Genomic DNA, 17,338 nt, shown 5'->3' on the forward strand with positions numbered 1-17,338 from the left:
TTTATTGGGAGGTGAATTAATGATTCAAGTGAGTAGCAAGGAATTGAAAAGACGATGTAATCCGGATCTTTTTCAAGATGTGGAAAATTGCGGTGAACTTTGTAAAGAGATTTTGGGACAGTCTCGTGCTATAAAAGCGATTAAGACCGGGCTTTCTATCGACCGAAAGGGATACAATATTTTTGTATCGGGGGCATTGGGAACGGGACGAAATTCCAACACCTATGCGTTGACTTCGGAAGTTGCCATAAACCGCACCATTGAATCGGATTGGTGTTATGGGTACAACTTCTTACAACCGGATCATCCTCGGGCGATTGAATTGCCATTGGGCCAATCTATGGTGCTGAAGAGCAATATGGAATGGTTGATTCAGCGGTTGATTGCGGAGTTTCCCAAGCATTTTACTTCGAAAATCTATGATGACCGTCGAAAGAGTATTATTAAAATTTATGCGCGAATGCGAAAGGAAGGCTTGGACATCCTAAATCGGATTGCTCATGAGTATCAATTCGAGTATCAGATTTCAGAAAAAGGTTTGTTGTATTATCCCGTGATAGATGGTCATATTATGACCAATGAAGAAGCGGAAGTATTGTCTCCAGAACAGATGGAGACTCTGCAAGATCAATATCTAGAGATGAACAATCATACCATCGAAGAGATTCAAAAGCTGAGAAAGATTGATGAGGATCAGATGGAAAAGCTCTTGGAACTTCGAGAGAAGGAAGCCAAGAAGGTGATTGATTTGTATCTTGATAAGATTCGAAATCGTTTCTCGGATAATAAGAAATTGATGACGTATTTTGCCGAGATGACCGAAGATATGGTTAAGAATCTGGAAGAATTCGTCAAAGCTTCTCAGCAGGGAAAGGAACTAAATATCAGCGAGTCATTCTTCCTGCGTTATCTGGTCAATCCATTGATTTATCATGAACCGAACGATCACGCTGCGCCATTGATCCAGGAGTCGAATCCAACTTATGAAAATCTTTTTGGCACCATCACCTACCGATTGCAAAATAATTTAATCTATACGGACCATATGCAGATTCGCAAGGGATCCATTCATGAGGCCAATGGTGGATATTTGATTATTCAAGCCTATGATCTGTTGAAGAATCCCCATTCTTGGGAGGGATTGAAGCGGGTATTGAAAAACGAAATGATCTCCATTGAACCCATCAATCTCAATACCATGGTGACGCGGGTGTTGAAACCTCAACCGATTCCTTTACAAGTAAAGATCATCTTGATCGGTGACCCAAGGTTGTATTATCTACTATTGGAAAACGATCCGGATTTTGCAAAGCTCTTTAAGATTCGAGCAGACTTTGAAGGGGATATGATGCGGACTGATGAGAATATGGTGAAGATGGGCAAGTTTGTTCGCTTCCAATATGAAGAAAATAGTCTTTTGCCATTCGATCACACTGCCATGGCAGAGATTGTCGAGTTCAGCTCTCGCTCTGTTGAGAACCAGGATCGTCTGTCGACGGAATTCAATTTGATGACCGACCTGATGATTCAAGCCGAAGCCTTAGCGGTTCAGGAATCGAAGACAGAGGTGACAGCAAAAGAAATTAAGTCTGCCATTACCCAGCGAAATCAGAGAAATAACAAGTACGAGGAGCGATTGCTCAAGGCTTTTGAGACCGGAGATTTAATTTTGGATACCCATGGGGAAGTCGTGGGACAGATTAACGGCTTGACAGTGATGGACTCAGGGGAGTATCGCTTTGGCATGCCGTCTCGTATCACGGTTTCCACCTATGCGGGAGAAGAGGGTGTTGTTAACATCGAGCGGGAGATTGAACGCTCTGGCGCGATTCACGATAAGGGTGTTTTGATTATTGCAGGATTTTTAGGTTCAAAATTTGCCAACCACAATCCGTTGACTTTGTCCTCCAGCATAACCTTTGAACAGAGTTATTCCTATATTGATGGGGACAGTGCGTCGAGCACTGAGCTTTATGGATTGATTTCCAGTCTATCGGATATGCCTGTCAAACAGAGCATTGCCGTAACGGGTTCTGTCAATCAAAAGGGAGAAATTCAACCCATAGGCGGCGTCAATGAAAAAATTGAAGGCTTCTTTAAGGTCTGTAAAATCAAGGGGTTCAAGGGTGGCGAAGGAGTGATGATTCCGATTCAAAATGTTAAAAATCTGATGCTTTCTGATGAGATCATCGAGGCTGTGGAGGCGGGAATTTTTTCTGTATATGCCGTCCGAACGATCGAAGAAGGGATTTCTATTATGATGGATGGCCAAGCTGGAGTTGCCGATGAGAATGGCGAATATCCAAAGGAAAGTATTTTTGGCAAGGTTCAGGACCGTATTGACTATTTCGCTCAACTGATGAAAAATCAGGATGACTAGCAGGATGCACAAGACTCGATCGAATTTTTGGTCACATGGTCAATAGATAATATCCTCTTGTTTCGCTACACTAAGAGTAGCTAAAAAACAGGAGGGTATTATTTTTATGGCGAATTTATCATTGAAACATATTCAAAAGGTGTATCCAGGTGGCGTTCATGCTGTAAAAGACTTTAACTTAGAGATTAAGGACAAGGAATTTATTGTTTTTGTAGGCCCGTCAGGTTGTGGAAAGACAACGACTTTGCGAATGATTGCTGGCTTGGAAGAAATTTCAGGTGGAGAAATGTATATTGGTGATAAATTTGTAAATGATGTGGCTCCTAAAGACCGCGATATTGCCATGGTATTTCAAAACTATGCTTTGTATCCACATATGACAGTATATGAAAATATGGCTTTTGGCTTGAAATTGAGAAAATTGCCCAAGTCGGAAATTGACGATAAAGTAAGACAAGCGGGAGCGATCCTTGGTTTAGAGGATCTTTTGGATCGTAAACCGAAAGCCCTTTCTGGAGGCCAGAGACAGCGTGTTGCCTTGGGTCGTGCGATTGTAAGGAATCCGAAGGTGTTTTTGATGGATGAGCCCCTTTCCAATCTGGATGCAAAATTGCGTGTGCAAACTCGTACCGAGATTTCGAAATTGCATCAGAGATTACAAACTACTTTTGTCTATGTTACCCATGACCAGACGGAAGCAATGACCATGGGCGATCGTATCGTTATTATGAAAGACGGTATTGTTCAGCAAGTGGGTACGCCTCACGATGTATTCCATGAACCAGACAATATGTTTGTGGCCGGATTTATTGGTAGTCCGCAGATGAATCTTTTTGATGTAACGGTAAGCGGTGATGTGGAAGATTGTCAATTGATCTTTGCAGATGGAACGGCCATTGCCTATCCAAAAGGAAAAGCATTGCTCTTGAAAGAACGAGGATACTTTGGCAAGACCTTGCAAATGGGGATTCGTCCAGATGATCTATACAATGAGCGCGTCTTTATGGAAAGCTCACCGGAAACTGCTTTTGAAGCAGAGGTTGAGGTTACAGAGATGATGGGTAATGAAACGCATCTTTATCTAACATTCAACAATACGCGATGTATCGCAACCATTGATTCTCGCAACCAAGTCAAGGTTGGCGATAAGATAAAATTAGCCATGGACCGCAATCGAATTCACCTATTTGATAGTGAAACGGAAGAAACAATCCGTTAAACTTCCCCTTTTATTCTGAAAAAGCAGCGAGGATGAATCCTCGCTGCTTTTTCATATGTCTGTAATAGAAAAGGAGGAGTCTTTCTGTTAAAATAAGAGGGAGTGCAAGGAAAGGCGGGGGCGGGCTTGTCTAGAATAAAAGAAAAAATTAAAGCTTGGGAAGAAGAGAGTGGAATTCCCCTCCGATTGGGAGCGGATGTAGAAGGAATCTGGATTGATTCTTTTTATGAAAGTGGTAGAGAGATTGTTGTTAAGGCTGTAACTGATTTGACGGCACGCGAAATTCGATTGGTGCGTTGGGGTTTGGAATCCGCATTGAAGAATGAAGGAACAGGCACACATCATCCCCTGTGGTCGATTCTACGTGGAGAAGCCGGTTCTTCAAAACAGCAGCAATGGCTGGAGGAATGGGGAATTGCGGGTGAGGCTGAGTATCGGGTTGCCTGTTTTCACTTTCAATCCAGCTTGGATCAATGGCACCGAGACGCCTTGAACGACCTGCTGGAAGATGAAGGCGTTGTTTCTGTTGGAAGAGGACAGGAATTTATTGTTTTGTTGAATCGAGAAGACTGGGCACAATGGATTCGTGACCGTCAGGGAACAGCAGAAGCAGAGTGGATGATGCGCGTAATTGTGACCATTGGTTTGCCTGTTGAGGCAGATCGGATTTTGGTCTCTTATCGGGACGCGATAGACTTGATGCAACTCTTGAAAAATGATCCAAGAGAACGTCGTTGGATGACTGATGAAACCGCGGAACTTTCCGTGCTGATTCATCGTCTAACTCCGGAGGCGAGGGAGATTCTTCGCATCCGTTCCGCAGCTTTTCATCTGGAAAAGCTGGACGAAGAGGAATGGCATACAGCTGCTTCTTTTTGGGCCCATGATCTGCATGGCAGTCAAACGGCGAAAGCCTTGTTTATTCATCGAAATACCTTGCAGTATCGATTGGAACGCATACGAAAAAAAACCGGGCTGGATCTGCGTGTCTATGAAGAGGCACTGCGATTCCAAATCGCCCGCGAAACCTGGGAACTGGAGCAGCAGAGACAGAGGGGGAAGAGTGACAGAGATGATACGATTTGATAATGTGTCAAAGATCTATAAAAATGAAGTGGGCGCATTGAAAAACTTGAGTTTAGAAGTGGGTCGCGGCGAATTCGTCTTTTTGGTAGGAGAGAGTGGTGCTGGAAAATCGACGATGATTAATCTTTTATTGAAAGAGTCGAATCCAACTAGTGGACGCATCTACTTTGACGGGTGCGAAATCACGCAGTTGAGCAATCGAAGAACCCCCTATCACAAACGTCATATTGGCATTGTCTACCAAGATTTCAAGTTGTTGAACCACAAGACTGTCTATGAAAATGTGGCCTTTGGCATGGAGGTTGTGGGAGCCAGTCGCAAGGAAATTCAACGGCAGGTGCCGGCGATTCTATCCTTGGTGAACCTGAGTCGAAAGTCTACCCGCTATCCCCATGAATTATCCGGGGGTGAACAGCAACGCGTTTCCATCGCTCGCGCCTTGGTCAATAATCCAAAATTGTTGATTGCCGATGAGCCAACGGGAAACCTTGATCCAACAACGTCCATTGAATTGATGGAGTACTTTATTCATATCTGCAACAAGGGAACGACCATTATTATGTCAACCCATGACCATACCATCGTGGATCGTTATCGATTCCGTGTGGTTAGGTTGTCCGAAGGCGAATTGGTAAGCGATATTCGCAGAAGGGGGGAAGGCCATGAGGCGATCTAGTGGTTTTCGTCAAATTAAGGAAGGTTTTGTCAGTGCTTGGCGCCATAAAGCCATGAGTGTTGCGTCGGTTGGTTCGGTTTCTGTTGCTTTATTGATTTTGGGTGTCGCCCTGTTAATTGTGTTGAATGTCAATGCAGTGGTAGAAAAAACGCGGGAAAATTTTGATCAAATTCAAATTTATTTAAGCGATGATTTGGGATATACGGATGTGGTCGCCATGGGAGAAACCATTGAGGCGTATCCAGAAGTGTTGTCCTTGCAGTTTATCAGTAAGGATGATGCTTTGGCAGAGATGAAAGCCAATTGGGGGGACCAGGCAGAGCTCTTGGAAAACCTGGATACCAATCCCTTGCCCAATTCCTATATAATTCAATTGAACAGTATTTATTATGCCAAGAGCGCCTTGGTGCGTCTGTCCGGTTTGGGTGGAATCGAAAAAATTCGAAACTACAATCAGGACATGATCAATCGATTGATTGAAATGACAGATGGACTGCGCACCTTTAGTGTAGGGCTGATTTTGGCTCTGATTTTAGTTTCTGTCTTTATTATTTCCAACACCATTAAATTGGCTGTTGAAGGACGGAAGGATGAGATCTTTATTATGAAATCGGTTGGGGCAACCAATGGTTTTATCCGGGGTCCCTTCGTTGTGGAAGGAATCATCCTGGGTATTGTGGGTGCGGGAATTGCCTTTGGCGTTTTGCTTCTGGGATATATGAATATAGCAGAACTAATGGAACAAGCAGGAATTTCTTTTATCGTGTCCTATTTGATTCCTTTGGAAGGAATCTTACAGGATATCATTGTTTTATTTGGTACCTTGGGCATTGGAATTGGTGCCTTAGGAAGCTTGTCTGCTGTGAAAAAACAACTGGGTCGCAAGAAAGCGTAGGTGTGCCATGAAAAAATGGATAGCTTTTCTCTTGATTCTAACTTGTGTGTCCTCATTAGCATTTGCGAGCAATAATTATGATGATCAAATCAATGATTTGGAAGGCAAGAAAGATGACTTACATGATGAGTTAAACGATATTCGTGATCAGCAACAGGGTGTGAAGGAGGATATTTCTCAAAACTTGAATGAAATTCGTAGCTTGGATAGAAAGATTCAAGCGCGTCAAGGAGAAATAGATGAATTGGAAACACGTATTCGCGGACTGATGACGCAGATCGAGTATAAAAAGACTGATTTATCTGAATCAGAATATGAATACGCCAGATATATGGAACTTTTTAACAAGCGTCTTCGCGCCATGTATATGAACAGCGATATGGATTATATGGAATTGATGCTAACAGCACAAAGCATCAGTGAATTGGCTGTGCGTTTGGACATGGTGTCCTATATTGCAGAAAATGATCAAAGACTTTTAGAGGATTTAAATAATACGAAAATCTTGATCCGTCATCAAAAGTACGAATTGGAATTGTCGGAACAGGAAATGCGCACCAAGATGCAAACCGTGGTAGATGCAAAAAGTGAATTGCTTGTTGCTTCGACTGAAAAGAAGAGTATTTATGATACGCTTCAGGACCAATATGCAGAATTGAAAAAAGCGGTAGCTGAGATGGAAGCTCAAGAAAAAGCGGTTGGCGACGAGATCAAACGTCTGCAAATGGAGAGAGACTATGTTGGTGGCGAGTTGGCATGGCCATCACCAGGATACTACTATGTCACTTCTAAATTCGGGCAAAGATTCCATCCAGTTTTAAAGCGTTGGAAACTGCATACTGGAATTGATTTGCGTGTGCCTTCCGGTAGCAAAATTGTTGCTGCCAATGCGGGTGTTGTATTAATCGCAAAGTATAATGTAGCCTACGGCAATTATGTGGTGATTGATCATGGGGGCGGAATTTCTACGCTCTATGCACATAATAAAAAATTATTGGTTTCAGCGGGGCAAACTGTAAAGCGGGGTCAGGTAATTTCTTATTCTGGCAGTACGGGATACTCAACGGGACCACATTTGCATTTTGAATATCGGATTAATGGCGAATACCAGAACCCATTGGATTATCTGAAAAAATAACGGCAGGGGGATGACATGAGACGAATTGGAAAAATTGTAGGGGTTCTGTTCCTGATGGCGATCAGTGGATTGGCTTCCATTGGCTTTGTGTATCAGCAAGGTTTAGCAGTAGATGGAAAGAAACTTGTGGATGAGACTGAATGGAATCTGGTTCAGGAAGAATTAGCGGCATTCTCCAAGCTGAAGTATATGGAGAATTTTGTTCATGAAGAATTTTTATATGAAACGGATAACGAACGTCTGAAAGAATATGAGATCAAGGGTATGGTTGCAGGACTGGACGATCCTTATTCTCATTACTATACGCCGGAAGAGTTCCAGCAGTATGTTGAGGATCAAATTGGCAGTTTTTATGGGATTGGTGTCTATGTAGTGCCTGCTGACGACAACTTGATTACGGTAGTTTCACCCATTGAAGGCACGCCTGGATACGAAGCGGGCATTCAACCCGGTGACAAAATCATTCGTGTTAATGGAACGGATTTTACCGGGGAAACCTTAAATGACGCGGTTAAAGAAATGCGTGGTGATCTAGGAACTGAAGTGACCATTACGATTCTTCGTATGGCAGAGGATGGTGGACGTGAGATCTTTGACTTAACCTTGGTTCGGGCGGAGATTAATGAGCAGACCGTTTCTTCCGAACTATTAGAAGAGGGAGTCGGGTATATTCGAATTTTTCAATTTATGGATCAAACTGCCTCTGATTTCAAGGACGCATATGCGGAGTTGAAGGTGGCGGGTGCCACATCAATTCTGATTGACCTTCGCTACAATCCAGGTGGATTGTTGGATTCGGCCGTTGAGATTGCGGACTTCCTTTTGGGTGAGCAGATGATCACCTATACCAAGACTAAAGCAGGTGAAGTTGAGGAATTCTACTCAGATATCCGTAAAGTTGATTTGCCTTTTGCTTTTCTTTCCAATGGCGGAAGCGCCAGCGCATCCGAGGTGCTGATGGGCGCTTGCCAGGATACGGGCAAGGCACTGGTAATTGGTGAGCAGAGTTTTGGCAAGGGGATTGTGCAAGAGATTGTTCCATTGAATGATGGATCTGGCATCACTTTAACCATAGCGGAATATTTCACACCAAATAATCGAAATATTCATGGTATCGGCATTGCACCAGATGTTGAAGTTGAGACGCCGGAAGACTTTGGACGCATTGATCCCAAGGAACGGGAAGGCGATCCACAGTTGACTGAAGCGATACGTCAATTAAGTAAATAAAAAAACTGGATTGCCTTTGGCAATCCAGTTTTTTAGGTTTAAACGGTTTGTTTCATATCCGGTTTTGTGTCGCTATTGGGATCGTCAACAGTCACTAATTGATCGACAATTAGGGCGCAAGTCGCGTCGCCTGTGACGTTGACTGCGGTTCGCATCATATCGAAGAGGCGGTCAACACCAAATAGAATCGGCAAACCGACAACTGGAATATTGGCGGCCAATAAGACGGCAACAACCAATAAGGATGGTCCGGGGACACCGGCTTGTCCGATGGAACCAATGGTCGCGGTCAATATAATTGCAATAAACTCAGGGATTCCCAATTCGATACCGAACCATTGGGCAAAGAATGTGGCTGCCAAAGCATAGTAGATGGCATTTCCATCCATGTTGATGGTTGCGCCCAAAGGAATGACGAAAGAACTTGTTGTTTTTGATACCCCAAGATCTTTCTGGCAAGTTTCTTCATTCAGGGGAACCGTTGCCATGGATGATGCAGTGGAAAGCGCAAAAGCCTGCACCTTGCCGAATTTACCAAAGAATTCTCGTACTGGCGTCTTTGTAAATAGTTTAATCAACAGACCATAGAAGCCAAAGGTGTGAATCAATAATGCGACCGTGTAAAGGATTAATAATTTGCTGACACTGAGCAATACACCCCATCCAAAGGTGCCGACTGCATCTGCCATCAAAGCGAATACACCAATCGGTGCAATAATCATGACCTTAAGAATCACGTAGACAAGGGCATCTGTAATGCCGCCGATTATGTTTAGCAAAGGTTCTTTTTGCGAGTCCTTTAGCGAGTTGATGCCAAAGCCAAAGAATAGACTAAAGAATAGAATTTGTAAAATGTTTCCCTGCACCAGTGAATCGAAAGGATTCGTTGGTACAATACCGATCAAGGTGTCCCAAAATCCGGGGACGGAACCGCGAGTCGCGTATTCATCGGAGAACATGGTTTGAAAACTATCCAATCCTTCTGCAACACCTGGTTCGAAAATTTGACCCAGGATTAAAGCGAAAATGACTGCGAAGGCCGTTGTTCCTAAGTAAAAGGCGAAGGTGGTCGCTCCTACTTTTCCAGCGGAACTTGAGTTTCCAATTGCTGCGGCGCCATTAATAATTGAGAAAAATACCAGAGGGATGACAACCATTTTGATGAGGCTGACAAATAGTACGCCGATTGGAGCGAGCATGCTTGCATCGTCTTGCATGACACCTCCAGCAATGATACCTGCAATCATGGCTAGAATGATCCAGGTGCCAAGACTGCCGAAAAAACTTTTCTTCATCGAATATGTTCCTTTCCTAATATATTTATGTCTTTGAATAGAAGACACTATGCTAGTATATCAAAATACAAAAAGATGTAAAGAAAATTTCACAAACATATGACAATATATAATAAGTTTGTGACAAAGATGAAACGAAAGGAGATTTTCTTGCAAGAAATTTCACGAATAAGGAAAAACTTTATTATTGTTTGTATTGAAAAAAGAACCTTAAATCCCATTATTTGGGGATTCGAGGTTCTCTTTTCACTTTCTGAATATTGATTACATTTGAAGTTTGATGGTGTTGGGCAGATCTGTTTCTAGTAGTCGATGCCCATAGAAATTTGTCCAAATAAGGCTGGTGGTTCCATTGAATTGTGGATATGCCTGCTGGTGTCTTCATCCCAAACGAATCCGATGTATGCCACATGCGGACAAAATTGTTATACGTAGATTGTAACACTAAATCGTATCGATGAGAGCGTGCAAGATAATACAGGGAGTAAGCGATTTCGTTGACAGATAGACCTTGCCGATCAAGTAGCCCAAGTATATTTGCATGCTTGTGGAACAAACCATGATTATGGTGATAGGAACCGGTCTTAAGATATGAACAAGCCCAAACACAATTGATTGCATGATGTTTGCCTTGTCTTGTCGTATACCAATTGAAAGTAAGCCACCCAATAAGAATCCTCGAAAAATGACTTCTTCCACAAAACTTGGATAGTAAATTTGTTGAAGAAAGTTACGTGAAAAATAACTGACGGATAGTCCTTGCAAGGTATCGAAATCAAAAACTACAACGTAGGATAGTTTTACAAGAACAAAAATGATGAAAACGGCAAGTAGATTTTTATAGGATAAGGACCAATTGAAATCTCTGAACCGAATTTTGAACAAATACCCGAATGAAACGGTCAGAATAATTGGGAATTGGAGCAATCGATATTCGTTAATTACATTTGCAGTTTCCCAAACACCAAAGGATAAATAGCTAATATGAATGCCAATGTAAGCAAGAAAAATAACAATGAACGCGGGTAGAAAGTCTGTTTTATGTTTAATCACGGTAGGCTTATTTATCCATAGATGTCTGGATGTATGGATGGTGTAAAATGTAATAATTAATGGAATGATCATGTGAATTGCATTAAAGCACATGATGGTAAGCAAGCAGACAATTGAAAAAATGCCTTCGATCGGCGAAATTTGATTTCGTTTCAGCCATTGTAAAAATGAAATTTTTCCTTTTGTTGTGCCTATATAAATCACCCAAGGCAATAATGAAAAGGAAAAAAGAATGATCGAAGAATAGGTAATTAGATGAATGATGACTTCATTGTACATATGTATAACTCCTTATCTATCAAGAGGTCATTAATATTGCAATTGTTTGTTTACTGTAGTTCACGCTTGGTGTTGAAAGTTTGTTTGTGCATCAAAAAAAGCCATAGCCAAAAATAGTGGGAATGGCTCCATGAAATTTATCTAGATTTACACTTTTCGAATGCTGACTTCGCCGGAAGATAGGACTTGCATGCCAGAACTTGTTTCAACGACCAAACGGCCATCGGAATCAATTTGAATGGCGCGTGCAGGTTCTACAGAATCTCGGTTATGAATGTTGATTCTTTCCCCCAAAAGACTGGAGTGATCGCGACAGATATCCAAAACTGTTTCGAAGGAACCAGTCTTGATGACATGCTTGTAGTAATGTGTGAGACGTTCAATCACATGAGCGGCCAGTTGTTGACGAGATAACTTTGCACCTGTTTCAATGCGTAGAGAACTTGCGATGGATTGCAATTCATCGGGGAAATTTTCTTGGGTGGTATTGACGTTGATTCCGATGCCGATTACCAGATAGTGGAGGGCGTGCATTTCACCGCTCATCTCCGTTAATATTCCGCAAATCTTTCGGCCTTCATAGAGCAGGTCGTTGGGCCATTTGATGGAGAGTCCCGGCAATTCAGGTGAAAGCGCCTCCCAGACAGCCGCCGCAGCCAATTGCGTAAACATGGGAACCCGGTGGATGGGAAGATCAGGCTTGAGAATCATGCTAAGATAAATATTTTGATTGGCAGGAGAATGCCAGTTTCGGCCTCTACGCCCCCGTCCTTTGGTTTGCTCGTCTGCGATGACAATGGTTCCCTCTTCTGACTCTAGGGCAATGGACTTTGCGTAGTCATTGGTGGATGATATACTGTCAAAGTGAATCAAGGGTTGAATGGAATTCTCTGGCAGTAGATAAGGTGCCAAACAATCAGGTGAAAGACGGTCCGGCTGATGAATCAGGCGGTATCCCTTCCTGGGGACTGCTTCAATTTCATATCCTTCTTCCCGCAATTGGTGAATCACTTTCCATATGGCAGCTCGACTAACGCCAAGCGTTTCGCTCATGGCTTGACCGGAGAGATAATCGGATTCAGTATCTTGCAAGTATTCGAGTATTTTTGATTTCATCTCTTCGCCTCCTTGCGTTTATTATACCAGATCTCTGGGTATGAGGGTAAGCGTCAAAGCAAGTCTTGCATAGGGTAGGTTTTATGATATAATCAGAACAGACGTTCTTAAAAACAAGGAGGCGATCCCATGTTTAAATTACAATCGAATTATGTTCCAAGGGGAGATCAGCCAGCAGCGATCGAACGACTTACGGACGGGCTCTTAGAGGGAAAGAAGCATCAGACCCTTTTGGGCGTAACAGGGTCCGGCAAGACTTTTACCATGGCGAATATCATTCAAAATGTGCAACGGCCAACCCTGGTTATTGCACACAATAAAACCCTGGCAGCACAATTGACGGCGGAGTTTAAGGAATTTTTTCCTGACAATGCAGTCGAATACTTCGTTAGCTACTACGATTATTATCAACCGGAGGCTTATGTTGTATCTTCGGATACCTTTATAGAAAAAGACGCATCGATTAATGAAGAGATCGATAAATTGCGTCATTCGGCGACAGCTGCCCTCTTTGAGCGGCGTGATGTGATTATTGTCGCTTCGGTTTCCTGTATCTATGGATTGGGCAGTCCCATCGATTATGAAAATCTGGTGGTTTCTCTGCGTCCAGGCATGGTTCGTGACCGAGATGAAGTAATTAGAAAGTTAATTGATATTCAATTTGCTCGTAACGACATCAATTTTGTGCGTGGCACCTTCCGGGTGCGTGGCGATTCATTGGAAGTCTTTCCGGCAGATAGTTCGGAGAGGGCCATTCGCGTGGAATTTTTCGGGGATGAGATCGAACGGATTGTGGAAGTAGATGTATTAACGGGGGAGCTTTTGGGCGTGAGAAATCATATTTCGATTTTCCCGGCTTCCCATTACGCCACCACACCCGAGAAGATTGAGAAGGCGATCGTCAACATTCAAGCAGAGTTGGAAGCGCGACTGGAAGTATTGACTCGTGAGACAAAACTAGTGGAGGCGCAGCGATTGGAGCAGCGTACCCGCTATGATATTGAAATGATGAGGGAGATGGGCTATTGCAACGGGATCGAGAACTACTCCCGCCATATTAATGGCCTGGAGCCGGGGATGCGCCCCTACACCCTGATTGATTATTTTCCAGATGATTTTTTATTGATGATCGATGAGTCCCATGTGACCGTGTCGCAGGTGCGGGGGATGTATGCGGGAGACCGTTCCAGAAAAGAGAATCTGGTCAATTACGGATTTCGTCTGCCTTCCGCTTTGGACAATCGCCCCTTGCAGTTCACGGAATTTGAGGGCATGATCAATCAAGTGGTCTATATGAGTGCAACACCGGGTCCCTATGAATTGAGTCATTCAGAACGAATCGTTGAACAAGTGATTCGTCCAACCGGTCTTTTGGATCCGATTATTGAGGTTCGACCGACGGAAGGGCAGATCGACAATCTTCTGTCAGAGATTAAGAAGCGAGTTAAATTGAAGGAGCGCGTATTGATTACGACCCTTACAAAACGGATGTCAGAAGACCTGACGGATTACCTGAAGCAAATGGATATCAAGGTCAACTACCTGCATTCCGATGTAAAGACCATCGATAGAATGAAGATTATTCGCGATTTGCGGATCGGTGTTCACGATGTTTTGGTGGGTATCAATCTTTTGAGGGAGGGCTTGGATCTTCCTGAGGTATCTTTGGTGGTAATATTGGATGCTGACAAGGAAGGTTTTCTGCGGTCGGAAACATCCATGGTGCAGACCATTGGCCGTGCCGCCCGCCATTTGAATGGCCGTGTCATTATGTATGCGGATCGCATAACGAATTCCATGCAGCGTGCTATTGATGAGACGGAGCGTCGCCGGGTTATTCAGGAATCTCATAACAAGGCCAATGGGATCAGTCCACAAACGATTCAAAAATCTGTTCGTGCCATTATTGAAGCAACCAAGGTAGCGGAAGATGGCGGTGCGTATAATTCCAGTGGCAACAGCTTCAGCGACAAGCGAATATTGGGTGAAATTGAAGCCTTGCGTCAAGCCATGTTGTCTGCCGCTGAGCGATTGGAATTTGAAGTTGCTGCGGAGATTCGCGATGAACTGAAAATTTTGGAAAAAGAATTGCAATCAAGGAGTAAGTGATGAAGGACAGAATACGCATCAAAGGCGCCAAAGAAAATAATTTAAAGAATATTGATTTGGAGATTCCAAGAAATCAGATGGTCGTGATGACGGGTTTGTCGGGTTCAGGCAAGTCATCTCTCGCCTTCGATACAATCTATGCTGAAGGACAGCGTCGTTATGTGGAAAGCCTGTCTTCCTACGCTCGGCAGTTTTTGGGCCAGATGGAAAAGCCAGATGTGGAGTTGATCGAAGGCTTGTCTCCAGCAATCTCTATTGATCAGAAGACAACCAATCGAAACCCTCGCTCCACGGTGGGAACTGTGACGGAGATCTATGATTATTTGCGGCTTTTGTTCGCACGAATCGGAAAGCCTCATTGTCCGATTTGCGGTAAACCCATCGAATCTCAAAATATCGATCAAATGGTGGATGCCGTGATGTCCCAGCCGATGGACAGTAAGGCGAGAATTCTTGCCCCCATCGTCCGTGGTGAAAAAGGTACCCATCAAAAGACTCTCGAAACCCTGAAAAAAGAAGGCTTTATACGAATTATGGTCAACGGGGAAGAACTGCAGTTGGAGGAAGACATTATCCTCAACAAGAATAAGAAACACAATTTGGAAGTGGTAGTGGACCGTCTGGTCATTCGCAAAGGAATCCGCAAGCGATTGACTGATTCGCTGGAAACGGCTTTGCATCTGGCGGATGGCATGGCGATCTGTGAGGTTGTCAATGGAGAGAGGCTGACTTTTAGCGAGAAGTACGCCTGCGATAGTTGTGGGATCGCTATGGATGAATTGGCGCCGCGGATGTTTTCCTTTAATAGTCCCTTTGGCATGTGTCCAACCTGTAACGGTCTGGGCAACCATCGAAAAATTGATCCGGAACTTTTAATTCCAGACGAAAACAAGAGCCTTGCCGAGGGCGCAGTCGAAATGTTCAATGGTGCGGAAGAGAATACCTATTATTATGAAATCTTTAGAGCCTTGACCAAGGCCTATGACTTCGATATGAATCGCCCTCTTAAGGATGCGCCCAAGGCCTTCCGAAAAGCCCTACTTTACGGCACGGGGAAAAAGGCGATCACGATTACCTTCCATAGTCATTTTGGCGGTGATCGAGAACGAACGGCCCCCTTCGAAGGGGTGATAAGCAATCTCGAACGAAGGTACAAGGAAACCCATTCCGAGTATATGAGAACTCGAATTGATCAATATATGGCGGAGATCCCCTGTGAAACATGTGGAGGACGCCGTTTGAATCCCACTAGTTTGGCGGTGACCGTTCATGGCATGAATATCATTGAGACCACAGAACTCCCCATTGGAGAGTCAAGAGCTTTTTTTGATGGCCTGCCTCTAAGTGAAAGAGAGCAGATAATTTCGCGTCAGATCTTTAAAGAGATCAAGTCGAGGTTACAATTTCTGGAGGATGTGGGGCTGGGGTATTTGACCTTGTCACGGAGTGCATCTACTCTTTCTGGGGGTGAATCTCAGCGGATTCGGCTGGCGACCCAGATTGGCTCGCAATTAGTTGGGGTTCTCTACGTGCTGGATGAGCCAAGTATCGGTCTCCATCAGCGTGATAACGCCAGACTTCTGCGTGCTCTTCGAGGCTTGACAAACCTGGGAAATACCCTAATTATTGTTGAACATGATGAAGAAACCATGCGGGAGGCTGATCATATTGTCGATATCGGTCCCGGTGCTGGAATTCATGGTGGCGAGGTGATCTGTCAAGGAACGATGGAAGATATCATGGCCTGCGATGAGTCCATTACAGGCCAGTATTTGTTGGGTAGCAAGTCGATCCCCATTCCCCAAGTAAGACGGAAAGGAAATGGTCAAGTTATTCGTATCGAAGGCGCTCAAGAAAACAACCTTAGAAACATCAACGTTGAATTTCCCTTAGGTACTTTCACTTGTGTGACGGGGGTTTCTGGTTCTGGTAAGAGCAGTCTGGTCAATGAGATTCTCTACAAAGGTGCAGCTCGTCATTTCTATCGCACCGTTGCTCATCCGGGCAAGCACAAAAAGATTGAGGGCTTGGATTTTATCGACAAAGTCATCGATATCGATCAGAGTCCCATCGGGAGAACGCCTCGCTCGAATCCAGCAACCTATACAGGCGTCTTTAATTCCATTCGTGACCTTTTTGCCATGACCCCGGATGCTCGGGAGCGCGGCTACAAGAAGGGGCGCTTTAGTTTTAATGTAAAGGGTGGACGTTGCGAGGCCTGCAAGGGTGATGGTGTGATCAAGATTGAAATGCACTTTTTGCCAGATGTCTATGTGCCCTGCGAAACCTGCAAGGGCAAGCGCTATAACCGCGAGACCTTGGAGGTCTTGTATAAGGGAAAAACCATTGCAGATGTATTGGCCATGAGTGTTGAGGAAGCCTTGGAATTTTTCTACGCGATTCCGACGATTCGCAGGAAGCTACAGACTCTTTACGATGTGGGTCTTGGCTATATTCGTCTGGGTCAGCCTTCCACACAGTTGTCTGGCGGGGAAGCACAACGGATTAAATTGGCTTCGGAACTCAGCAAAAAGAGTACCGGAAAGACCTTGTATATCCTCGACGAGCCAACAACGGGTCTGCATATTGCCGATGTCGACAAATTGATTCATGTCCTCGATCGATTGGCAGATGCAGGGAATACCGTGGTCGTTATTGAACATAACTTGGATGTGATTAAGGTGGCAGACCATATTATTGATCTAGGTCCTGAAGGTGGCGCAGGCGGTGGCAAGATTCTTACCTCAGGTACCCCAGAAAAAGTTGCCCGATCTAAAAAGTCTCATACGGGACAATATTTGAAACCGGTTTTGGAGAAAAAATAGATTGCAAAAAGTGGAATAGAGGAAGTCGTTGGAAACT

General features: G+C 44.0%; 12 protein-coding genes. 9 read left to right on the top strand and 3 right to left on the bottom strand.

All coding sequences use genetic code 11. From position 1 onward, the window contains the following. The first annotated feature begins 19 nt into the window (after positions 1-19). The 7 genes from AC25CA_RS06810 (at position 20) to AC25CA_RS06840 (ending at position 8,624) form a co-directional block, all read left to right on the top strand. Positions 20-2,380, top strand: coding sequence for a Lon protease family protein (locus tag AC25CA_RS06810; protein ID WP_486816305.1), 2,361 nt, complete (start codon positions 20-22; stop codon positions 2,378-2,380). Between the two features lie 106 nt (positions 2,381-2,486). Then, on the top strand, positions 2,487-3,599 hold the full coding sequence (locus tag AC25CA_RS06815; RefSeq protein WP_486816306.1) for an ABC transporter ATP-binding protein: 1,113 nt from the start codon (positions 2,487-2,489) through the stop codon (positions 3,597-3,599). Between the two features lie 126 nt (positions 3,600-3,725). Next, complete coding sequence (locus AC25CA_RS06820; RefSeq protein WP_486816307.1) at positions 3,726-4,685, top strand: PucR family transcriptional regulator; 960 nt, start codon at positions 3,726-3,728, stop codon at positions 4,683-4,685. Beyond that, positions 4,672-5,361 (top strand): cell division ATP-binding protein FtsE, encoded by a 690-nt coding sequence (gene ftsE / locus AC25CA_RS06825; protein ID WP_486816598.1) that lies wholly within the window; start codon positions 4,672-4,674, stop codon positions 5,359-5,361. The genes AC25CA_RS06820 and ftsE overlap by 14 nt, the downstream gene beginning before the upstream one ends. After that, positions 5,348-6,256, top strand: a complete 909-nt coding sequence (ftsX, locus tag AC25CA_RS06830) for a permease-like cell division protein FtsX (RefSeq protein ID WP_486816308.1) — start codon at positions 5,348-5,350, stop codon at positions 6,254-6,256. The genes ftsE and ftsX overlap by 14 nt, the downstream gene beginning before the upstream one ends. A gap of 7 nt (positions 6,257-6,263) precedes the next feature. Continuing rightward, positions 6,264-7,394: a murein hydrolase activator EnvC family protein gene (locus tag AC25CA_RS06835; RefSeq protein WP_486816309.1), complete on the top strand. Its 1,131-nt coding sequence runs from the start codon at positions 6,264-6,266 to the stop codon at positions 7,392-7,394. Positions 7,395-7,409: 15 nt separating this feature from the next. After that, entirely contained in the window at positions 7,410-8,624 is a 1,215-nt protein-coding gene (locus AC25CA_RS06840) for a S41 family peptidase (RefSeq protein ID WP_486816310.1), read from the top strand. A 38-nt stretch (positions 8,625-8,662) separates the two neighbouring features. Here AC25CA_RS06840 and AC25CA_RS06845 read toward each other — a convergent pair whose 3' ends face one another. The 3 genes from AC25CA_RS06845 to AC25CA_RS06855 all read right to left on the bottom strand — a co-directional run bounded on the left by AC25CA_RS06845 (position 8,663) and on the right by AC25CA_RS06855 (position 12,367). After that, complete coding sequence (locus AC25CA_RS06845; RefSeq protein ID WP_486816311.1) at positions 8,663-9,919, bottom strand: dicarboxylate/amino acid:cation symporter; 1,257 nt, start codon at positions 9,917-9,919, stop codon at positions 8,663-8,665. Between the two features lie 444 nt (positions 9,920-10,363). Next, complete coding sequence (locus AC25CA_RS06850) at positions 10,364-11,251, bottom strand: CPBP family intramembrane glutamic endopeptidase (protein WP_486816312.1); 888 nt, start codon at positions 11,249-11,251, stop codon at positions 10,364-10,366. Between the two features lie 147 nt (positions 11,252-11,398). After that, a complete protein-coding gene (locus tag AC25CA_RS06855; RefSeq protein WP_486816313.1) occupies positions 11,399-12,367 on the bottom strand; it encodes a biotin--[acetyl-CoA-carboxylase] ligase in 969 nt (322 codons plus the stop codon). Between the two features lie 129 nt (positions 12,368-12,496). Between AC25CA_RS06855 and uvrB the strand changes: the two genes are divergently transcribed. Together uvrB and uvrA are read left to right on the top strand one after the other, a co-directional pair. Then, complete coding sequence (uvrB, locus tag AC25CA_RS06860; protein ID WP_486816314.1) at positions 12,497-14,476, top strand: excinuclease ABC subunit UvrB; 1,980 nt, start codon at positions 12,497-12,499, stop codon at positions 14,474-14,476. Beyond that, the gene (gene uvrA / locus AC25CA_RS06865) at positions 14,473-17,301 is read left to right on the top strand and encodes an excinuclease ABC subunit UvrA (protein ID WP_486816315.1); all 2,829 of its coding nucleotides are present in this window, start codon (positions 14,473-14,475) and stop codon (positions 17,299-17,301) included. The genes uvrB and uvrA overlap by 4 nt, the downstream gene beginning before the upstream one ends. Positions 17,302-17,338: the final 37 nt, after the last annotated feature.

Source organism: Gottschalkiaceae bacterium SANA (assembly GCA_036323355.1).
GTDB lineage: Bacteria > Bacillota > Clostridia > Tissierellales > GPF-1 > GPF-1.

Bases quoted from the DNA above. Each gene is read 5' to 3' on its own strand.
- AC25CA_RS06810 (WP_486816305.1), top strand. From the start codon at position 20: ATGATTCAAGTGAGTAGCAAGGAATTGAAAAGACGATGTAATCCGGAT.
- AC25CA_RS06815 (WP_486816306.1), top strand. From the start codon at position 2,487: ATGGCGAATTTATCATTGAAACATATTCAAAAGGTGTATCCAGGTGGC.
- ftsE (WP_486816598.1), top strand. From the start codon at position 4,672: ATGATACGATTTGATAATGTGTCAAAGATCTATAAAAATGAAGTGGGC.
- ftsX (WP_486816308.1), top strand. From the start codon at position 5,348: ATGAGGCGATCTAGTGGTTTTCGTCAAATTAAGGAAGGTTTTGTCAGT.
- AC25CA_RS06835 (WP_486816309.1), top strand. From the start codon at position 6,264: ATGAAAAAATGGATAGCTTTTCTCTTGATTCTAACTTGTGTGTCCTCA.
- AC25CA_RS06840 (WP_486816310.1), top strand. From the start codon at position 7,410: ATGAGACGAATTGGAAAAATTGTAGGGGTTCTGTTCCTGATGGCGATC.
- AC25CA_RS06845 (WP_486816311.1), bottom strand. From the start codon at position 9,919: ATGAAGAAAAGTTTTTTCGGCAGTCTTGGCACCTGGATCATTCTAGCC.
- AC25CA_RS06850 (WP_486816312.1), bottom strand. From the start codon at position 11,251: ATGTACAATGAAGTCATCATTCATCTAATTACCTATTCTTCGATCATT.
- AC25CA_RS06855 (WP_486816313.1), bottom strand. From the start codon at position 12,367: ATGAAATCAAAAATACTCGAATACTTGCAAGATACTGAATCCGATTAT.
- uvrB (WP_486816314.1), top strand. From the start codon at position 12,497: ATGTTTAAATTACAATCGAATTATGTTCCAAGGGGAGATCAGCCAGCA.